The sequence below is a fragment of the Streptomyces sp. NPDC058525 genome (assembly GCF_042719495.1).
Taxonomy (GTDB): Bacteria; Actinomycetota; Actinomycetes; order Streptomycetales; family Streptomycetaceae; genus Streptomyces.
Window position 1 is genome coordinate 93,558 of the sequence record NZ_JBHXNP010000006.1, and the last position, 15,309, is coordinate 108,866.

20 protein-coding genes are annotated in these 15,309 nt (G+C 71.8%); 8 read left to right on the plus strand and 12 right to left on the minus strand.

Going from position 1 to position 15,309, the window contains the following annotated elements:
* Positions 1–78: 78 nt before the first annotated feature.
* A complete protein-coding gene (locus ACFWP3_RS05155; protein ID WP_384216323.1) occupies positions 79–1,242 on the minus strand; it encodes a S41 family peptidase in 1,164 nt (387 codons plus the stop codon).
* A 79-nt stretch (positions 1,243–1,321) separates the two neighbouring features.
* Positions 1,322–2,362, minus strand: coding sequence for a saccharopine dehydrogenase family protein (locus ACFWP3_RS05160; protein ID WP_384216325.1), 1,041 nt, complete (start codon positions 2,360–2,362; stop codon positions 1,322–1,324).
* 152 nt (positions 2,363–2,514) lie between these two features.
* Between ACFWP3_RS05160 and ACFWP3_RS05165 the strand changes: the two genes are divergently transcribed.
* Positions 2,515–3,498 (plus strand): helix-turn-helix domain-containing protein, encoded by a 984-nt coding sequence (locus ACFWP3_RS05165; protein WP_384216327.1) that lies wholly within the window; start codon positions 2,515–2,517, stop codon positions 3,496–3,498.
* A 23-nt stretch (positions 3,499–3,521) separates the two neighbouring features.
* On the opposite strand, the gene ACFWP3_RS05170 is transcribed toward ACFWP3_RS05165, so the two are convergent.
* The 3 genes from ACFWP3_RS05170 to ACFWP3_RS05180 form a co-directional block, all read right to left on the minus strand.
* Positions 3,522–4,268: a VOC family protein gene (locus ACFWP3_RS05170; protein ID WP_384216329.1), complete on the minus strand. Its 747-nt coding sequence runs from the start codon at positions 4,266–4,268 to the stop codon at positions 3,522–3,524.
* Positions 4,269–4,278: 10 nt separating this feature from the next.
* On the minus strand, positions 4,279–4,593 hold the full coding sequence (locus ACFWP3_RS05175) for an NIPSNAP family protein (protein WP_384216331.1): 315 nt from the start codon (positions 4,591–4,593) through the stop codon (positions 4,279–4,281).
* Positions 4,594–4,691: 98 nt separating this feature from the next.
* On the minus strand, positions 4,692–5,093 hold the full coding sequence (locus tag ACFWP3_RS05180) for a RidA family protein (RefSeq protein ID WP_384216333.1): 402 nt from the start codon (positions 5,091–5,093) through the stop codon (positions 4,692–4,694).
* Positions 5,094–5,098: 5 nt separating this feature from the next.
* On the opposite strand from ACFWP3_RS05180, the gene ACFWP3_RS05185 reads away from it, so the two are divergent.
* A complete protein-coding gene (locus ACFWP3_RS05185) occupies positions 5,099–5,617 on the plus strand; it encodes a TetR/AcrR family transcriptional regulator (protein ID WP_384216335.1) in 519 nt (172 codons plus the stop codon).
* A 15-nt stretch (positions 5,618–5,632) separates the two neighbouring features.
* Here the strand turns inward: ACFWP3_RS05185 and ACFWP3_RS05190 are convergent, their stop codons facing one another.
* A complete protein-coding gene (locus ACFWP3_RS05190) occupies positions 5,633–6,049 on the minus strand; it encodes a hypothetical protein (protein ID WP_384216337.1) in 417 nt (138 codons plus the stop codon).
* 84 nt (positions 6,050–6,133) lie between these two features.
* Positions 6,134–6,592: a VOC family protein gene (locus ACFWP3_RS05195; protein ID WP_384216339.1), complete on the minus strand. Its 459-nt coding sequence runs from the start codon at positions 6,590–6,592 to the stop codon at positions 6,134–6,136.
* Positions 6,593–6,701: 109 nt separating this feature from the next.
* Between ACFWP3_RS05195 and ACFWP3_RS05200 the strand changes: the two genes are divergently transcribed.
* Positions 6,702–7,637: a DUF6183 family protein gene (locus ACFWP3_RS05200; RefSeq protein WP_384216341.1), complete on the plus strand. Its 936-nt coding sequence runs from the start codon at positions 6,702–6,704 to the stop codon at positions 7,635–7,637.
* 142 nt (positions 7,638–7,779) lie between these two features.
* A complete protein-coding gene (locus tag ACFWP3_RS05205; RefSeq protein ID WP_384216343.1) occupies positions 7,780–7,992 on the plus strand; it encodes a DUF4345 domain-containing protein in 213 nt (70 codons plus the stop codon).
* Positions 7,993–8,019: 27 nt separating this feature from the next.
* Here the strand turns inward: ACFWP3_RS05205 and ACFWP3_RS05210 are convergent, their stop codons facing one another.
* Positions 8,020–8,331, minus strand: coding sequence for a DUF6247 family protein (locus ACFWP3_RS05210; protein ID WP_384216345.1), 312 nt, complete (start codon positions 8,329–8,331; stop codon positions 8,020–8,022).
* Between the two features lie 228 nt (positions 8,332–8,559).
* Here ACFWP3_RS05210 and ACFWP3_RS05215 point away from each other — a divergent pair, with 228 nt between their 5' ends.
* Positions 8,560–9,234, plus strand: a complete 675-nt coding sequence (locus tag ACFWP3_RS05215) for a neutral zinc metallopeptidase (protein ID WP_384216347.1) — start codon at positions 8,560–8,562, stop codon at positions 9,232–9,234.
* Between the two features lie 58 nt (positions 9,235–9,292).
* On the opposite strand, the gene ACFWP3_RS05220 is transcribed toward ACFWP3_RS05215, so the two are convergent.
* Entirely contained in the window at positions 9,293–10,264 is a 972-nt protein-coding gene (locus ACFWP3_RS05220; RefSeq protein WP_384216349.1) for a helix-turn-helix transcriptional regulator, read from the minus strand.
* Between the two features lie 118 nt (positions 10,265–10,382).
* Between ACFWP3_RS05220 and ACFWP3_RS05225 the strand changes: the two genes are divergently transcribed.
* From ACFWP3_RS05225 to ACFWP3_RS05235, 3 genes are all read left to right on the plus strand, one after another.
* Positions 10,383–10,778 (plus strand): RidA family protein, encoded by a 396-nt coding sequence (locus ACFWP3_RS05225; protein WP_384216351.1) that lies wholly within the window; start codon positions 10,383–10,385, stop codon positions 10,776–10,778.
* Positions 10,779–11,011: 233 nt separating this feature from the next.
* Positions 11,012–11,707, plus strand: a complete 696-nt coding sequence (locus ACFWP3_RS05230) for an RICIN domain-containing protein (RefSeq protein WP_384216353.1) — start codon at positions 11,012–11,014, stop codon at positions 11,705–11,707.
* 123 nt (positions 11,708–11,830) lie between these two features.
* Entirely contained in the window at positions 11,831–13,057 is a 1,227-nt protein-coding gene (locus ACFWP3_RS05235; protein ID WP_384216355.1) for a sensor histidine kinase, read from the plus strand.
* A gap of 46 nt (positions 13,058–13,103) precedes the next feature.
* On the opposite strand, the gene ACFWP3_RS05240 is transcribed toward ACFWP3_RS05235, so the two are convergent.
* From ACFWP3_RS05240 to ACFWP3_RS05250, 3 genes are all read right to left on the minus strand, one after another.
* Complete coding sequence (locus tag ACFWP3_RS05240; RefSeq protein WP_384216464.1) at positions 13,104–13,847, minus strand: DJ-1/PfpI family protein; 744 nt, start codon at positions 13,845–13,847, stop codon at positions 13,104–13,106.
* A 173-nt stretch (positions 13,848–14,020) separates the two neighbouring features.
* A complete protein-coding gene (locus ACFWP3_RS05245; RefSeq protein ID WP_384216357.1) occupies positions 14,021–14,452 on the minus strand; it encodes a hypothetical protein in 432 nt (143 codons plus the stop codon).
* Positions 14,453–14,593: 141 nt separating this feature from the next.
* A complete protein-coding gene (locus ACFWP3_RS05250) occupies positions 14,594–15,274 on the minus strand; it encodes a response regulator (protein WP_384216359.1) in 681 nt (226 codons plus the stop codon).
* Between the last annotated feature and the right edge of the window lie 35 nt (positions 15,275–15,309).

Consider the following 15,309-nt stretch of genomic DNA (forward strand, 5'->3'; position numbering starts at 1 on the left):
AATGCTCGTTCATTCATTAAATCGGGCAGGGGCCCTTCCTGACAAGTTCCAGCGCCCGGCAGCCCGAGTCTCCGCCGGTCAGGCGCGGCAGGCCGGCCGGGATTCCAGCCACGTGCGTGCGGAGTCGACGACCGGGTCCCCGGCGCCGCGGGACATGTTCTGCTCGGTGAAGTCCACGTGGACGTCGGGGGCGATGGGCGTGTTGCCGTACTGGCGCCCGGTCCGGTCCAGGTCCGCCGATTCGGTCAGGATGAGGAGCGAGCCGTCGTCGAAGGGGTACGAGGCGTTCCCCGTGGCGAGCCCCGCCGTGGGCAGTCCGAAGCTGCGGGTCTGCGGCCGGCCGCGGAAGGCGATCAGGGTGGCCTCGGCGGCGCTCGCCGTGTCGGGTCCCGTCAGGACCGCGACCGGTGGCTTGGGGCGCTGGAGGACGTACGCGTTGTGGGTCACGTAGTTCTCGATGCCGTCTGCGCCCGTTTCGACGCTCGGTTGAAGGTCCTTCTCGATGACCTCTCCGCCGATGGACAGCTTGCCCTTGCTGAGCTCCCATGCGCTCTTGTTGCCGTCGGCGTCGACGAAGGCGCCGAGCCGGCCGTCACCGAGCAGCGGTGCCAGGGCGTCGAGCTTGGGCCAGATGGCTCCCCCGCCGTCCCCGCGCAGGTCGACGATCCACCCGCAGGGCTTGGAGGCGTCGAGCGTGCGGACCAGCTGGGCGCCGGCCTGCGCGTAGCCCGGGATCTTGTCCGTGGTCGGGAGGGACACGTAGCCGATCTTCTGCCCGATGAGGTGGCCCTGGGGTACGGGTACCGGTCCGCCCGTGCCGGGCACTTCGACGGGCGGGTCGAACGCGGCGGCCTGGTCCGGCCTCAGGAAGCCGGTGTGCGGATTGCCGAGGGCTTTGACGGCGTTTTCGATCGCGTCGTAGGTGTCGGCGGTGGTCTTGGCCCCGGCGGCTTCGGCGAAGGCCTGACGCCGCACCTCCGGCCAGTCGACCGTGTGCCGCTCGAACGACTTCTCCTGGAGCAGGTCCAGCACGTGGGTGAGGAACAGCTCCGCCGCGGCCGACATGTCCGTGGTGGGTTCCGGTGACGGGGCGGCGGCCGGCACGCCCACCGGCGCGTGCGCCCGTACGGAGGCGGTGGCGCCTGCGGAGCTCGCGGGGCCACCGCCGGCGGTCACGAGCCCGGCGGCCAGCGCCACGGAGATGGAGAGCAGTACCCCACGCTTTCGCGTACCTGTGGCCACAAGGGCCTCCTCGGTGGGTTCAGAGGCCTCCCTTTTCATCGTCACGCCCGGACGGACGCCCGGCAAGCGGTGGCCGCCGCTAGCGACGCGCCTCCGGCAGCAGTTCGACGGTGACGTGCGGGGACAGGGCGCTCAGGAAGGCGGCGGCGTCGAACATCTCCCCCGCCGAGGCGACGCCGACCGCACGGGTGCGTCCGGTGAGGACGCGGTCGAGCGCTTCCACGACGAGCGGCGCGGTGACGGCGTAGATGTCCTGACCGCGCGCGACGGCCCGTCGTTCGGTGTCGCCCGAGCGCACGACGGCGTCGATGAGGAAGGTCTGGTCGGAGCGGCCGCTCGCGTCGGCCGCGGCCGGCGCGGGCGTGTCGGGGGCCACGACCTCGCGGGCCGCCTCTGCCGTCATGTAGGTGGTCACGTCCGGGATGGACAGGTGGGTGGGTACCGTCACGACGTCGGCCATCGTGAACTCGCCGACGACGGACCGCGGGCCCGTCGGCTCGGGGAAGGGCCATTCCAGGGTGGGCGGGGCGTCGGTGCGCTGCTCCCACTGGCCGCCGGCGTAGCGCAGCCGGTACGCGCCGCGCCGCTCCCGGGTGACCGCGCTCGACCGGCGCGTCCCGGCGGTGGGGTGCCAGCTGCTCAGTGCGTACGCGATGTGCGCCGAGTCGGCCTTGGTCCAGTCGCCCATCGCCGCGGTGGCCAGCAGGTCGCCCAGGCCGCCGAAGAAGGCCATCGCCGGGACGACGACCGCTCCCGCCTCGCGCGCCCGGTCGGCGAAGTCCGCGAAGGTGTCGAGGTTGGCCTCGATCTCGGCCGCCACGTCCAGGTACGGGATGCGCGCCCGCAGGGCCGACTCGATCACCGGGGCGATGGTCGAGGCGAACGGGCCCGCGCAGTTGATCACGGCCGCCGTACCGGCCAATGCCTCGTCGAGCGAGGCCGGGTCGTCGGCCGACGCCACCCGGGCGTCCAGGCCGGTCTCGTGCGCCAAGGCCGTCAGCTTGTCGGCGTCGCGGCCGGCGAGCACCGGGACGTACCCGCGCTCCAGCAGTTCCGCCACCACGAACCGCCCGGTGTGCCCGTACGCACCGAACACCGCCACCGTCTGACCCGATCCCATGAGTTGCTCCCCTGCCCTGGTCCACTGATCCGCTGATCTACTGATCCACTGGAGCGCAGCTGGTCCGCCGCGTTCCGTCGTGGACACCATCCTGGCGAGGAAGCGGACCCCACACGAGTGTCCGGAACGACGTAGCCCATACAATTCCGGACATGCATACTGTCGCGCTGGCCGTCACCGAGGGCATGCTGCACTTCGAGCTGTCCATGGCGATCGAGGTCTTCGGCTCGGACCTGACCCACATCGTGAACCCCTGGTACGAGTTCTCCGTCTGCGGACCGGGCGCCGTACAGGTCGACCGCTTCCGCCTGGAGCCCGACCACGGCCTCGACCACCTCGCGCACGCGGACACCGTGATCGTCCCCGGCTGGGCCGACACCGACGTGGACCCGCCGGCCGAGCTCGTCGACGCGGTGCGCGCGGCCCACGCGGCGGGCGCACGCGTGGCCTCCCTGTGCACGGGCGCCTTCGTCCTGGCGGCCGCAGGGCTGCTGGACGGCAAGCGCGCCACCACCCACTGGGCGCACACCGGGGAACTGGCCAGGCGCCACCCGGACGTCACCGTGGACCCGGACGTCCTCTACGTCGACAACGGCGACGTGCTCACCTCCGCCGGCAAGGCCGCGGCCATGGACCTGTGCCTGCACCTGGTCCGCCTCGACCACGGCTCGTCCAATGCCAACAAGATCGCCCGCCGGCTGGTCGTACCTCCCCACCGCGACGGCGGGCAGGCCCAGTTCATCGCCACGCCCGTCCCCGCCCCGGGCAACCACCCCCTCGGCGATCTCTTCCCCTGGGCGCTCCAACGGCTGGACGAACCCCTCACCGTGGAAGACCTGGCCCGTCAGGCACGGATGAGCTCACGCCACCTGGGCCGCCACTTCAAATCGCTCACCGGCACCACCCCGCTGCAGTGGCTGCACGTCCAACGCATCCGCCACGCCCAGGCCTTGCTGGAGACCACGGACGACACGATCGACACCATCGCCACGGCCACCGGCATGGGCACGTCCACCACCCTGCGCCGGCACTTCCACCGGACCGTCGGTGTCCCGCCGGACACCTACCGCCGCACTTTCCGCTCCCACTCCCTCCCGCACCCCGACGGCACCTCCGGTACGAGGCACGAGGTGTGACGTGTGACGTGTGAGGAACCGCCTCAGGGCAGGGTGAGGACGCAGAACTCGTGGCCCGCCGGGTCGGCCAGGCACGTCCCCGCGACGTCGCCCCCGCCCCGGCCGAGGTCGAGGTCGGTGGCGCCGAGGGCCCGCAGCCGGGCCACCTCGGCCTTCTCGTCGTCACCGGAGTACGGCAGCAGGTCGAGGCGGACCCGGTCCGGCACGGTCTTCACATCGGGCGTACGGAGGAACTCCAGATACGGGCCGACGCCCTGGGCGGAGCGCAGCGCCGCCCCCTCGCCAGCCACCTCGTGCAGGGTCCGGTCCGTCGCCTCGGCCCAGAACCGGGCCGTGGCCTGCGGATCCGTGCAGTCGACCACCACCGCGGCGATCGGCCCGGTGTCCCGGTACACGTCCCTGGGCTCCAGCACGCAGAACTCGTTGCCCTCCGGATCGGCGAGGACCGTCCACGGCACGTCGCCCTGGCCCACGTCGACGGGCCTCGCACCGAGAGCCCGGAGGCGGGCGACCAACTCCGTCTGGTGGGCCTCGGAGGTGGTGGCCAGATCGAGGTGCACGCGGTTCTTCGTCGCGGTCTTGGGTTCCGGGACGGGAACGACGGCGATGCCGAGGGCGACCGGGTCCGGGCGGACGAGGCCGCCGGCGGGGCCGACGTAGGTGGTCGCGCCGTGGCCGTACGCACTCCAGCCGAGCGCCTCCGCCCAGAACCGGCCGACCGCCGTGCTGTCGACGGCCTTGATGTTCACCTGCACGGGTCGCAGTGCCATGCTTGCGACCCTATGCGTCCGTGCCGCCGAGCGGCCGCAGGAAGCGGCGCTCGTACCGCTTGATGCAGCGGGTTTCGCGCGCGAGGTCGAAGGCCGCCAGGCACTCCGGGTCGGACATGCTGTCCGTCCGGTACTGCTCGTAGGCGGCGAAGCCCGGAAAGGAGAAGAGGGCGTAGGCGATGTCGCTGTCGCCCTCGCTGGGCAGGAAGTAGCCGTGGTGGGTGCCGCCGAACCGGTTGACCAGCTTGACCCAACGGCGGGCGTACTCCTCGAAGTCCTCGAGCTTGTCGACGTCGATCTCGTACTTCAGATGAATGGTGATCACCTGCCCCATCATGCCCGGCGGCCGGGCCGTTCGGGCGGCCTGTACACGACCACGACCACGGCACCGGCACCGGCACCGGCACCGGCACCGGCGTACGGCTACGCGAGGACCGCCGTGGCTTCGATCTCGACCAGGAGGTCCGGTTCGCCCAGTGCCGCAACGCCCAGCAGGGTGATCGGCTTGACCGGGTCGATGCCCAGCTTCGCGGCGGCCCGGGCCACGCCCTCGCCCAGCAGCGGCATCTTCTCGGGGCTCCAGTCGACGACGTAGACGGTCAGCTTCGCCACGTCGTCGAAGGAGCCGCCGACTCCGGCGAGGGCGGTGGCGATGTTGAGATAGCACTGCTCGACCTGCGCGGCCAAGTCGCCTTCACCCACGGGGCGGCCGTCGGCGTCGCGGGCGACCTGCCCCGCGAGGAAGACCAGCTTCGATCCGGTGGCGACCGACAACTGCCGGTAGACATCGGGCTTCGGCAGTCCCTCGGGGTTGACCAGCGTCACGGGCGATGGCCGTCTACACCTACTTCGGCGGCATGGACGGCCTGTGGACGGCGCTGCGGCAGGAACGCTTCGTCCGGCTGACGGCCAAACTCGCGGCCGTCAGGATGTCCGCGGACCCGGTGCGGGACCTCGCCGCCCTGGGGGCCGCGTACCTCTCGAACGCCCTGGAGAGCCCGGATCTCTACCGCGTCATGTTCGACGCGGGCTTCGGCCTCGAAGACGCCGGCGCCGCGGACGAGACCCTGCACTGCCTGGTTCGCGCCGTCGAACGGGGCAAGGCGGGTGGCCGCTTCGGGAGCGGGGTCGACCCGCTGGGACTGGCGACGCAGAGCTGGATCATCGGGCACGGCCTCGCCTCGCTCGTCTCCACGGGCCCACTGCCGCACCAGGCGCTCGCCAACGGCGTGCCCATGCTGACCGCGCTGTTCACCGGAGCGGGAGACGAACCGGACCGGTGCCGACGGTCGGTCGAGCGGGGCTGGGGGCGGATGGCGGTGCCCCCACCGGAATCCCGGCGCTCGTGATCGGGGAGACGGGCCTTAGCGGGTGTTGGCCGGCGGCCCGTCAGGCGGGCAGAAGAGGGTCCGCAACTCGGCGGCGGTCACGGGCACCGGGTCAGGCACGGGCCGGCCGAGGTCGGATGGCCAATCGGGGCGGTGGCGTGCGAGGAAGGCCGTGAAGTCCTTGCGCAGGTACCGAGGATCGGACGGCTTCAGCCGGATCTGCCGACGGCTGTCGGCCCACCAGATCTCGAACTCGGCGACCGTGCCTTCCGTCGGCCAGTCCTCGCTCTCGTCCGGCAGCAACAGAGCGTCGACGAAGCCTCCGACGCTCAGGCCGATGTCCACGAAGATCCCGATCCCACCGGGCTGCGGTACCCGCACCACGGTGCCCTCGAAGACCTGCCCGAAGCGCAGGCCTTCGCGTATCCGGTCCCACTCGGCATCTGTCTCCACGCAAGGATCATCGCACCTTCGTCCGGATTCCGGCCGACTGGGCCTTGCTCGGATCGGCGACCAGTCCTTCAGACCATCAGTCCTTCAGTCCTTCGCACCGCCGAAATCGGGCAGGGTGACCGAGCCGTCTGCGGCGAGGGGGAATCCCGGGTTGTACGCGACTTCCCAGGCATGGCCGTCCGGGTCCACGAAGGCACTGGAGTAGAACCCGATCGCATTGACGGCGGCGGGCTTGGTGATGCTGCCGCCTGCCCCTCGTACCGCGGCGAGCAGTTCGTCCACCTCGGCCTCGGAACGGACGTTGTGGGCCAGGCCAATCCCGCCGAACCCGCCGGACCCGCCCGGTCCGCCGACCGGTCCAGGCTCCACGCCACAGTCGCGGGCCAGCTTCTCCCGGTCCCACAACACCAGCGCGAGCCCGCCCGCCTGAAAGAAGACCGTCTCCTCGACCTCCTGCCCCCGCCAGCCCAGAGCCTCGTAGAAGCCCTTGGCGCGGGCGATGTCGGAAACCCCCAAAGTGACCAGGGTGATGCGCTGTTCCATGCGAGCACCCTAGAACGCCCGGCGGGACGGCGGCCTCCGACGCACCGCCCGCGCACCGCCGACACACCAGGGGCACCGGGCTTGGCCTTAGGGTTGCGGTCTCTCCCGCGTGATCCGGATGCTCGCGCTGACGCCCGGGCGGCCGGGCCTGGAGCAGTTGGTCCGGCTGATGGAAGAGCACGGCACCTCCGTGAACCAGCGGATGAACGAGCGGTTCATCGCCTCGCTCCTCGCCGAGGGACAACGACCGGCCGACCTCATCGAGTTGCTGTACGCGCACGGGCGGCGCGACGGGCTCGACGAGCTGCGGTCCTGCCTGTTCCACGAGTTGCTGCTGCGCGGCGCCGACGTATCGGCCCTGCGCCCGACCGGACGCTTCGGCTGGAGCCCCCTCGTGTGGCTCCCGCAGGAGCTGCGCCCCTTCGAGACGGGCGCCCCCTTTCCCACCCGCAAGGCCGACGGCAGCGGCTCCGGCGGGGTGTGGACGGGCGCCACCGGCGCGGACCGGCTGGAGCCCGCGACGCCTCGACAGCAGCCGCCCTCGCCGCTGCCCGACCGGGCGACGCGCGAACTGCACGAGGCGATCGTCGCGGCGCCGCACGCCGGGGACTTCGGCTGCTACGGGGCCTGGGTCTTTCGCCCCGATGCAGCCACTGGACCCGGCACTGTTTCCGCATTCGTGCCCACCCTGCCCATGCCCTGCGTCGAAGGGCTCGCTGCCGAAGGCCGGTTCGAGATCTCGCGCATGAGCCTGGCGGAGATCTGGCGGATGCTCTTCAGTGCCGCGTCGGAGGGCGGTGTGTACGGCGGCGGGGCGCACGGCGCGTACGGCCGGCGGGCGGCGTGGTGGTCGCTGGCCGGCCTCAGCGGCGCGGCGCTCGACGCGACCGCCGAGGAGGTGGAGCGTCAGGCGGTGCAGACCACCTGGTTCCGCTTCGAGTGCGATACGGAGTGGTTCCACAACGAGATCTACGACTACGGGATCGTCGCCCTCTCCCCCGACCACCGCCGGATCGCGGTACTGGCGGTCACGGACACCGACTAGGCGGTCCGCCGCTGCCCTCACCAGCGCCTCGCTGTCCGCCGTACCTTCCTGAAGGCCGTCCGCGCGGAGGAACGGGCGCAGGGCACCCAGCAGGGCGCCGACGCAGGTGTCGCGCAGCTCCGTCCGCGTACACGTCTCCACGGTGAGCCAGTCCAGGAGCGTTGTCCGAGGGCTGGCCGCGGTGTTCCTGGTGGGGGGCTTCGGGCGGCTGCTCTCGGTCGCCGTGCACGGGTGGCCCGACGGCTTCCAGGTGGCGCTGACCGTGGTCGAACTGGTCATGCCGCCGTTGTACTTCTGGCTCGCGGACGCCGACGAGAAGGCACACCGGGCGGCAGGGACGTCCGTCCCGGCCTGAGCCGGGCGTCCCGGCAGGGGCATCACGTCATCGGCGGGGCCCGATGACGTCCTCCAGGGCGACGCCGTCCGTGTCCTCGAAGCCCGAGGCGATGAGTGCGGCGACGGCGGGCGCGGTGTCGAGTCGGCCCTGCCATGCGCGGACGACATCGTGCAGCGCGGTGAGGTAGTACGTCTGCCTCGACTCCTCCAGCGCGGCATCCCAGTCACGGTCGAAGGCGGGGAGCCAGCGGCCGGCGGCAGAGTGCGCGGCGATCCGGGCGCGGAGTTTCGCGGCGGCGGCCGGGGCAGGAGCCGGGGCCGGGGCCGGTGGGAGCTGGTGTGCGGACTCGGCACTCATGCGGTGGTCCTTTCCTCGGTGTTGAGTCTGCCGTCCGGCGGTGCGCCGAGTCGAGTGCGCGTCGGCGTACTCGAGGTCCCGGGCCGCCGGGACGGGATGCAGCCCGCCATGACACGCGCCGTGCTGGAGGGGAGGGGTGCGATATCGCCGAGCGCGAGGACACGAACGCATCGACGGCCGAATCGGATTGTTTCTCGGGGACCGAAATCCTCAGACGCGGAGGCAATCATGGCCGGAACGCTTCGGACGCGCATGTGCACCGCACTCGCCGCCGTGCTGCTCGCCGTGACCGGCGGCGGTTACGCATACGGCCTGCCCGCAACCGTCGGTGAAGACACGCTGGAGCAGGACATCGCCGCGGCGGCGGAGGGCGTCGACGCGTTCTGGCAGAAGCACTGGTCGGAGTTCTTCACCGAGTCCTACGTGTCACCGACCGTCCTCGGCCTGTACGACGGCACCGCGCCGGACGCCCCCACGTGCGGCGGAGAGAAGCTGGAGCCCGGCAACGCGTTCTACTGCATCCCCGAGGACTACGTGGCCTGGGACATCAACCTGATGAACACGGGCCACGCGGCCGGGGACGCCTACGTGTACTTCATCGTCGCGCACGAATGGGGGCACGCCGTACAGAGCCGTCTCGCCAGCCCGGCGCAGGACATCGGGCGGGAACTGCAGGCGGACTGCTTCGCCGGAGCAGAGCTCCAGGGCGCCAGCCAGGATGAAACGATCATTTTCGAAGCCGGGGACCAAGAAGAGCCGGCCGCGGCGATCGCCAGCGTTTCCGACACCTTGCCGTGGAGCAATTCCGCCGACCACGGTTCCGTCGAGCAGCGCATCCACGCCTACAACAAGGGAGTGGAGGGCGGCGTCGAAGACTGCCTACCCCTGACCACTCCCCGCTAGAGCGACCGGGCCAGGGCCATTGACGGTGCATCGGGCCGGCCAGCGCGTCGGGGTCGTTTCAGGACGGGTCCGCGTAGTGGGCGGCCATCGCGGCCGCGCGGTGGCGCAGGGCGGTGCGCAGCGACTGCGGGGCCAGAGCTTCCGCGTCCGTGCCGAGCTGCCACAGGGCCCATTCGGCGTGCCGGGAATCCTGGAAGGTCACCTCCAGCCGCAGCCGGCCGTCGGCGTCGGGCTCTTCCGCGCGGACGGCCAGCGCGGTGTCCAGCAGGTCCTCCCGTCGGGCCGGGTTCACCCGTACGAGCAAGGTGAGGTGGCCGTCGGAGAGGAACTGCGCGGACCGCTCCCGCCAGATCCGGTCCAGGTCGACCCGGTTCGGCCGCTCGGCCGTTTCGGGGAGTTCCTCGGCGGCCAGCACCCGCGAAAGGCGGTAGGTGCGGTCCTCGCCGGCTCTCGTGGCCAGCAGATAGCCCCGGTCGCGTACGGTGACCAGCCCGATCGGGTCCACCGTGCGCCACTGCGGCGCCTGGCCGGTGGCCGCGTAGTGGATGCGCAGCTTGTGTCCGGCGAGCACCGCGCGCCTGACCTCGATCATCGTGGTGCGCGGTACCTCGTCGGTGACCAGCCGGCGTGAGAGCAGGTCGGTTTCCGGTTCCACGAGGAACCGCTGGGCGGCGTCGCTCGCGGAGGTCCGGTGGCCCTCGGGCAGCGCGTCGACCACCTTCCGCATGGCCGAAGCGAGCGCCGAGCCGAGGCCGAACACCTGATCGCCGCGCCCCGATCCGGCGGTCAACAGGGCCAGGGCCTCGTCGTGGTTCAGTCCGGTGAGCTCGGTCTGGAAACCGGGCAGCAGCGCGAAGCCGCCGTGCCGGCCGCGTTCGGCGTAGACCGGGACACCGGCCGCGGACAGCGCCTCGATGTCGCGCAGCACGGTGCGGGTGGACACCTCCAGCTCGCGGGCCAGGGCCTCCGCTGTCAGCCGACCGCGTCGGCGCAGCAGTAGGACGAGTGAGACCAGCCGGTCGGCGCGCATGCGCGCACTTTATCGAAATACATGACAGAGGGTGTCGTGATTTGTTGCCAGGCTCGTTTCTGCGACGTCGAGCGCGTACGTCCGTACGCGTGACGAATCGAATGGAGCTGATGGGGCAATGGAACGAACGGCGATCAACCCGGTGACGTGGTCTCAGGAACTGGGGTTCAACCAGGGCGAGCTCGTCTCCGGACACACCCGGACCCTGTACGTCTCGGGGCAGACGGCGATGAGCGGCGACGGCAAGCCCCAGCACGACGGTGACATCGCCGGGCAGTTGGCGCTGAGCATCGACAATCTGGAGGCCGTGCTCGGCGAGGCCGGCATGACGCTCGCGAACCTCGTGCGGCTCAACGTCTACACGACCGACGTCGACCTCCTCTTCCAGCACTACGGCGTGCTGGCGGCGCGGCTGGGTGCCGCGGGGGTGGCGCCGGCCTCCACGATGCTCGGAGTGACGCGGCTGGCGATCCCCGGCCAGCTGGTCGAGCTCGAGGGAACCGCCGTCGCGTAACGTCGCGCCTCGGGAATTCGTGCCTTGACAGACCGGCGGACTGCCATTTCACGGCAAGGGTGGCCGCGAACGGCCCGCCCAGGCGCGTCCCCCGGCTGTCAAGTCCCGAACATCAGGGACGTGAGGCCGGGCGGGACGGCGAGGTGCAATGGCGGTACGGGCTGAGACCTGGCGCGCGTACGAAGGCGGGCCGGGCCGAGGCCTCCACCGTGTCCCACGATGAGGAGAAAGCCATGAACCGTCCCACCTGGTCCCGGCGTTGGATCGCGTTCGCCGGTGTCGGCGCTCTGGCGGCAGGGGCTGTGCTCATGCCCTCCGGCGCCTTCGCCGGAGACTGTGACGGGTTTCCGGGTGGGGTGTGCCCGCCGTTCTCCGACCACCGGAAGCCGCCGGAGTTCGGCGACATCTGGTGGAACATCAAGAGCGCGCGGACGGACGATCTGGTCGCGGAGGAGTCCGGTGGCGGCTTCAGGGTGCGGCCGCAGGCCGGCCTGAAGAGTCAGCTGTTCCGCTTCCTGAAGAGCAGCGAAGCGGACGCCCACCACGGCCCCGTCTACCAGATCCAGGTCATGCCCACGGTGCGGCCGCCCGTCCCCGACACTCCGATGTGCCTGGAGGGAAGCGACGGCGGCCCGCACGGAGCCGGGGTCCATACGAATCCGTGCGAGAAGACGGGCAGCCAGTTCTGGGAGATCGAACCCCACCCGAAGGGCTTCTTCAGAATCAGGCGGGGAACGGGCGCCATGCGCTGCCTCGACGCGCACAACCCGCCCATGACGCCACCGCCGCCGGGAACCCACCTCCAGGAGTGGACCTGCCACGACAGGGACAACCAGGCCTGGACGTTCGTGACCGCCCCGTCCCAGCCGAAGGATCGTGGGCCCGGACCCCACGACGACATCGACTTCGGCACATGGGTCGGCCCCTGAGCGCGCTGGACGGCGAGAGGCGGTGGCCGGGGCTGGGGCTGGGGCCGGGCCTCGGTCACCCGCCGGGCTTTTCTCAACCGACGGGTTGACGACGCGGCATCGCGACAGCCCTAGCATTCCTCGGTGCACATAAATCCAGCCGCCGCCCGGAGGACCGCCGACATCGTGCTCGGCGTGGGCGTCGCGGCGGCGGGCTGCGTGGCGGGTGCGCAGTACCCGGCGGAGCGTTGGCTGCCGTTCGACGGCTGGGCCTATGTGCTGACCGTGGCGACGGCGCTCACCCTCACGGTGCGGCGGGATCTGCCGGTCGCGGTGCTCCTCGCTTCGTGCCTGGGGTACGCCGGCTACCTCGCGCTCGGTCACCCGCCCTCGCTGAACTTCTGGGTTCCGGTGATCTCTCTGGTGAGTCTGGCGGCGCAGCGCCCACCGCGCGTGGCGAGACCTGCGGCGCTGCTGACGGCGGCGGTCGTGCTGTACAGCGGAGTGCAAGGAGGGGTGTCGCTGCTCCTGGCCGCGGTGCAGGCGGTGTGCGTACCGGCGGTGGCGCTGTTCCTCGGTACGAACCAGCGCACCCTGGCCCAGCGCAACGCGGACCTCGCACGGCTCACGGTGCGGCTGGCCCGGGCGCAGGAGGAGGAGGCCGGCCGGGCGGTGGTGGACGAGCGGATCCGGATCGCCCGGGAGTTGCACGACGTCCTCGCGCAGCAGATGGCCGTGATCACGGTCCAGTCCGGGCTGGCCCGCTACGTGTACTCCTCCGACCCGCCCACCGCGCAGGCGGCCTTGGACGCGGTGGCGGGCGCGGGCCGGGACGCTCTCGATGAACTACGGCGACTGCTCGGCGTGTTGAGGGTCGGCCCCGACGGGGAGAGCGATGCGCCGCCGCTGCGGCCGCTGCCGGGCATCGACCGCATCCCCGAACTGGCCGAGCGGATCGAGGCGGCCGGCGTCAGGGTGCAGACGCATACGGAGGGTGTGGTGCGGCCGCTCGGGGCGGGGCTGGAGTTGTGCGCGTACCGGGTGGTGCAGGAATCGCTGACCAACGTCGTCAAGCACGCGGGTGCCACCCGGGCCGAGGTGCGCATCCGCTATCTCGGCGACCGGCTCCTGATCACTATCCGCGACGACGGGCGCGGGCACGGCGGCGGGCAGGGAAGTGCGCAGGGCAAGGGTCAGGGCAAGGGGCACGGCGGCGAGTCGGCCGCGACGGACACGGGGTCGGGCCTGGGGCTCCTCGGACTGCGCGAGCGCGTCAAGATCTGGAACGGCGTGCTGAGCACGGGTGCACGGCCCGGGGGCGGTTTCGAGGTGCGCCTCTCACTGCCGCTGCCGTCGGCCTCCCGGCGGTGACGGCCACAGCCGCAGCCACGGGCATGACTGCGGCCGTCGCGCTCGCCTAGCGGGACCAGACCGTGCCGCGGGCCTCGTATTCCAGCATGGCCTCGACGCGTGTGGCCGTGTCGGCGCCGAGTTCGCGGCGTACCAGCCACAGGGCCAGTTCCAGGCCCGAGGTGATGCCTCCGGCGGTGACCAGCTCGCCGTCGTCCACGACGCGGGCGTCCTTCAGTACGCCGCCCTGCCGCTCCAGGTCCGGGCGGGCCTTGTGGTGGGTGGTGCAGGGCCGGCCGCGGGTCAGTCCGGCGGCGGACAGCAGCATGACGCCCGTGCACAGCGCGCCGAGGGTGAGCCCGGGCCGCGGCGCGGCTTCCAGCGCGCGTACGAGAGCGCCGCGGCGGATCTCGGCCCAGACCCCGGGCCCGTCCTTGCGAGCGTAGCCGCCGCCCGGGACCACGATGATGTCGGCCTGCTCCGGGGCCCAGCCGTGCTCGACGCGCACCTGCGTCCCGTACGACGCCCGGACGGGGCCGGGGCGGGAAGCGGTGACGTAGCGGACGTCGACCGGCCGGTCCGTGAAGAAACGGGAGGCCGAGAAGACCTCGTACGGGGCGGCGAAGTCCAGCTCCTCCACACCGTCGTACATGACGATGTGCACGTTCAGGGGCTTGCGTGCTTCGGCGGCGGGGCTCCCGGTCGCGGCGGCGGCCGGGCCGGCGCCGAGTCCGGTGACGCCGGTGGCTCCGGCGAGCGCGCCGGTGGCGCCCAGCACGGTCGAGGCACGGAGTACGTGCCTTCGGTTCAGGGGCATTCTGGCTCTCCTCGTCCATGGTTCGGGCGGGAGCCGGCCGGTTGGCGCCCGTGAGCCCGCGAGCGACACGGCGGGGTACGGGACCGACCGGTTCCACACTTCGAAGCAGTCGGGTGGCCGGCCCCGGAGGTTCCCGCTGACCAGGAGCGAAACCGCGGCGGGAGGCCTCAGTCCTGTCCGCGCACGGCCGCCAGGCACTGGTCGTAGGGGTCCGCCAGGTCGAGTCGTCCGTCGTGTCCGGCCCAGAGTTCGGTCGCCGTGTCGACGCAGGCGAAGACCGTCGCGACGATCGCCTTGGCGCGCGGGTCGGGGACCGGGGCAGGGACCGGGCCGGTTGCGGCGGCCAGCCGGGCCTGGATCACGGGTCTCAGTTCCGCCTGCCAGCGCAGTCGCTTCTCAATGTAGCGGGCGTGCAGCGAGGGGGTGTCGAAGATGAGGCGGGACAGCTCCAGCGCGCGCTCCGGTGTGTGGTTGGCGGTCAGGACGACCTCGAAGCCGGCGCGCAGGGCGTCCCACGCGGACACCTCGGCCGGCTGTTGTTCGACGGTCTTCTTCAGCAGCTCGCCCAGCGCGTCCTGGTCCCCGCAAGCTCGCCTCACCCGCCGATGTCGTCGACACCGCACTGGCCTGATCCGGGTGATGGCCTCCCTCGCCCGCCGCCTGGCCACCCGTCGGCAGGTCATCCGGGCCATCGGCCGGCTCACGGCCGATGGCGCCTGACGGCCTGTCGGCGATGGTTGTCAGCGGGGCGGCGGGGTCAGGCCGGCCTCGTGTGCGGCGATGGCCGCCTCCACCCGGTTGCGCGCGCCCAACTTCGTCAATACGGCGCTGACATGGGCCTTCACCGTGCCCTCGACGAGGTGCAGCCGGCCCGCGATCTCCGCGTTGGACAGGCCGGCGCCGAGCCCGGCCAGCACCTCGCGCTCCCGGTCCGTCAGCCGGCTCAGGGAGCGGTGGGGGTGTGCCGACCGGTGGGCGCGCATGCCGGCGATGACCCGCGCGGCCACACGCGGCGACAGATAGGCCCCGCCGGCGCCGACGGCCCGTACGCCGTTGAGGAGTTCCCTCGGGTCGTCGGCCTTCAGCAGGAAGCCGTCGGCGCCTTCTTCGAGGGCGCGGGTGATGAACTCGTCCTGGCCGAAGGTCGTCAGCATGATCACACCGACCGGCGTCGACTCCCGGCGCAGCCGCCCCACCGCCGTCAGCCCGTCGAGGCCGGGCATCTGGATGTCCAACAGGACCACGTCGGGCCGGTGTCGGCGGGTCAGCTCGATGGCCTCGTGCCCGTCCCCCGCCTCGGCGACCACGTCGACGTGCGGGTCCCGGGCCAGGATGGCGCGCACGCCGGCCCGCACCATCGCCTCGTCGTCGGCCACCAGGACCCGGAGCGGCCGACCGCTCGGTGATGTCGTCTCTTCCACCCGGCGAGCCTACGGGCGGCTCACCGCCGCACCCC

Excerpts from the sequence above, each read along its gene's own strand:
- ACFWP3_RS05160 (WP_384216325.1), bottom strand. The coding sequence starts at position 2,362 with ATGGGATCGGGTCAGACGGTGGCGGTGTTCGGTGCGTACGGGCACACC.
- ACFWP3_RS05165 (WP_384216327.1), top strand. The coding sequence starts at position 2,515 with ATGCATACTGTCGCGCTGGCCGTCACCGAGGGCATGCTGCACTTCGAG.
- ACFWP3_RS05170 (WP_384216329.1), bottom strand. The coding sequence starts at position 4,268 with ATGGCACTGCGACCCGTGCAGGTGAACATCAAGGCCGTCGACAGCACG.
- ACFWP3_RS05185 (WP_384216335.1), top strand. The coding sequence starts at position 5,099 with ATGGCCGTCTACACCTACTTCGGCGGCATGGACGGCCTGTGGACGGCG.
- ACFWP3_RS05195 (WP_384216339.1), bottom strand. The coding sequence starts at position 6,592 with ATGGAACAGCGCATCACCCTGGTCACTTTGGGGGTTTCCGACATCGCC.
- ACFWP3_RS05210 (WP_384216345.1), bottom strand. The coding sequence starts at position 8,331 with ATGAGTGCCGAGTCCGCACACCAGCTCCCACCGGCCCCGGCCCCGGCT.
- ACFWP3_RS05215 (WP_384216347.1), top strand. The coding sequence starts at position 8,560 with ATGGCCGGAACGCTTCGGACGCGCATGTGCACCGCACTCGCCGCCGTG.
- ACFWP3_RS05220 (WP_384216349.1), bottom strand. The coding sequence starts at position 10,264 with ATGCGCGCCGACCGGCTGGTCTCACTCGTCCTACTGCTGCGCCGACGC.
- ACFWP3_RS05225 (WP_384216351.1), top strand. The coding sequence starts at position 10,383 with ATGGAACGAACGGCGATCAACCCGGTGACGTGGTCTCAGGAACTGGGG.
- ACFWP3_RS05230 (WP_384216353.1), top strand. The coding sequence starts at position 11,012 with ATGAACCGTCCCACCTGGTCCCGGCGTTGGATCGCGTTCGCCGGTGTC.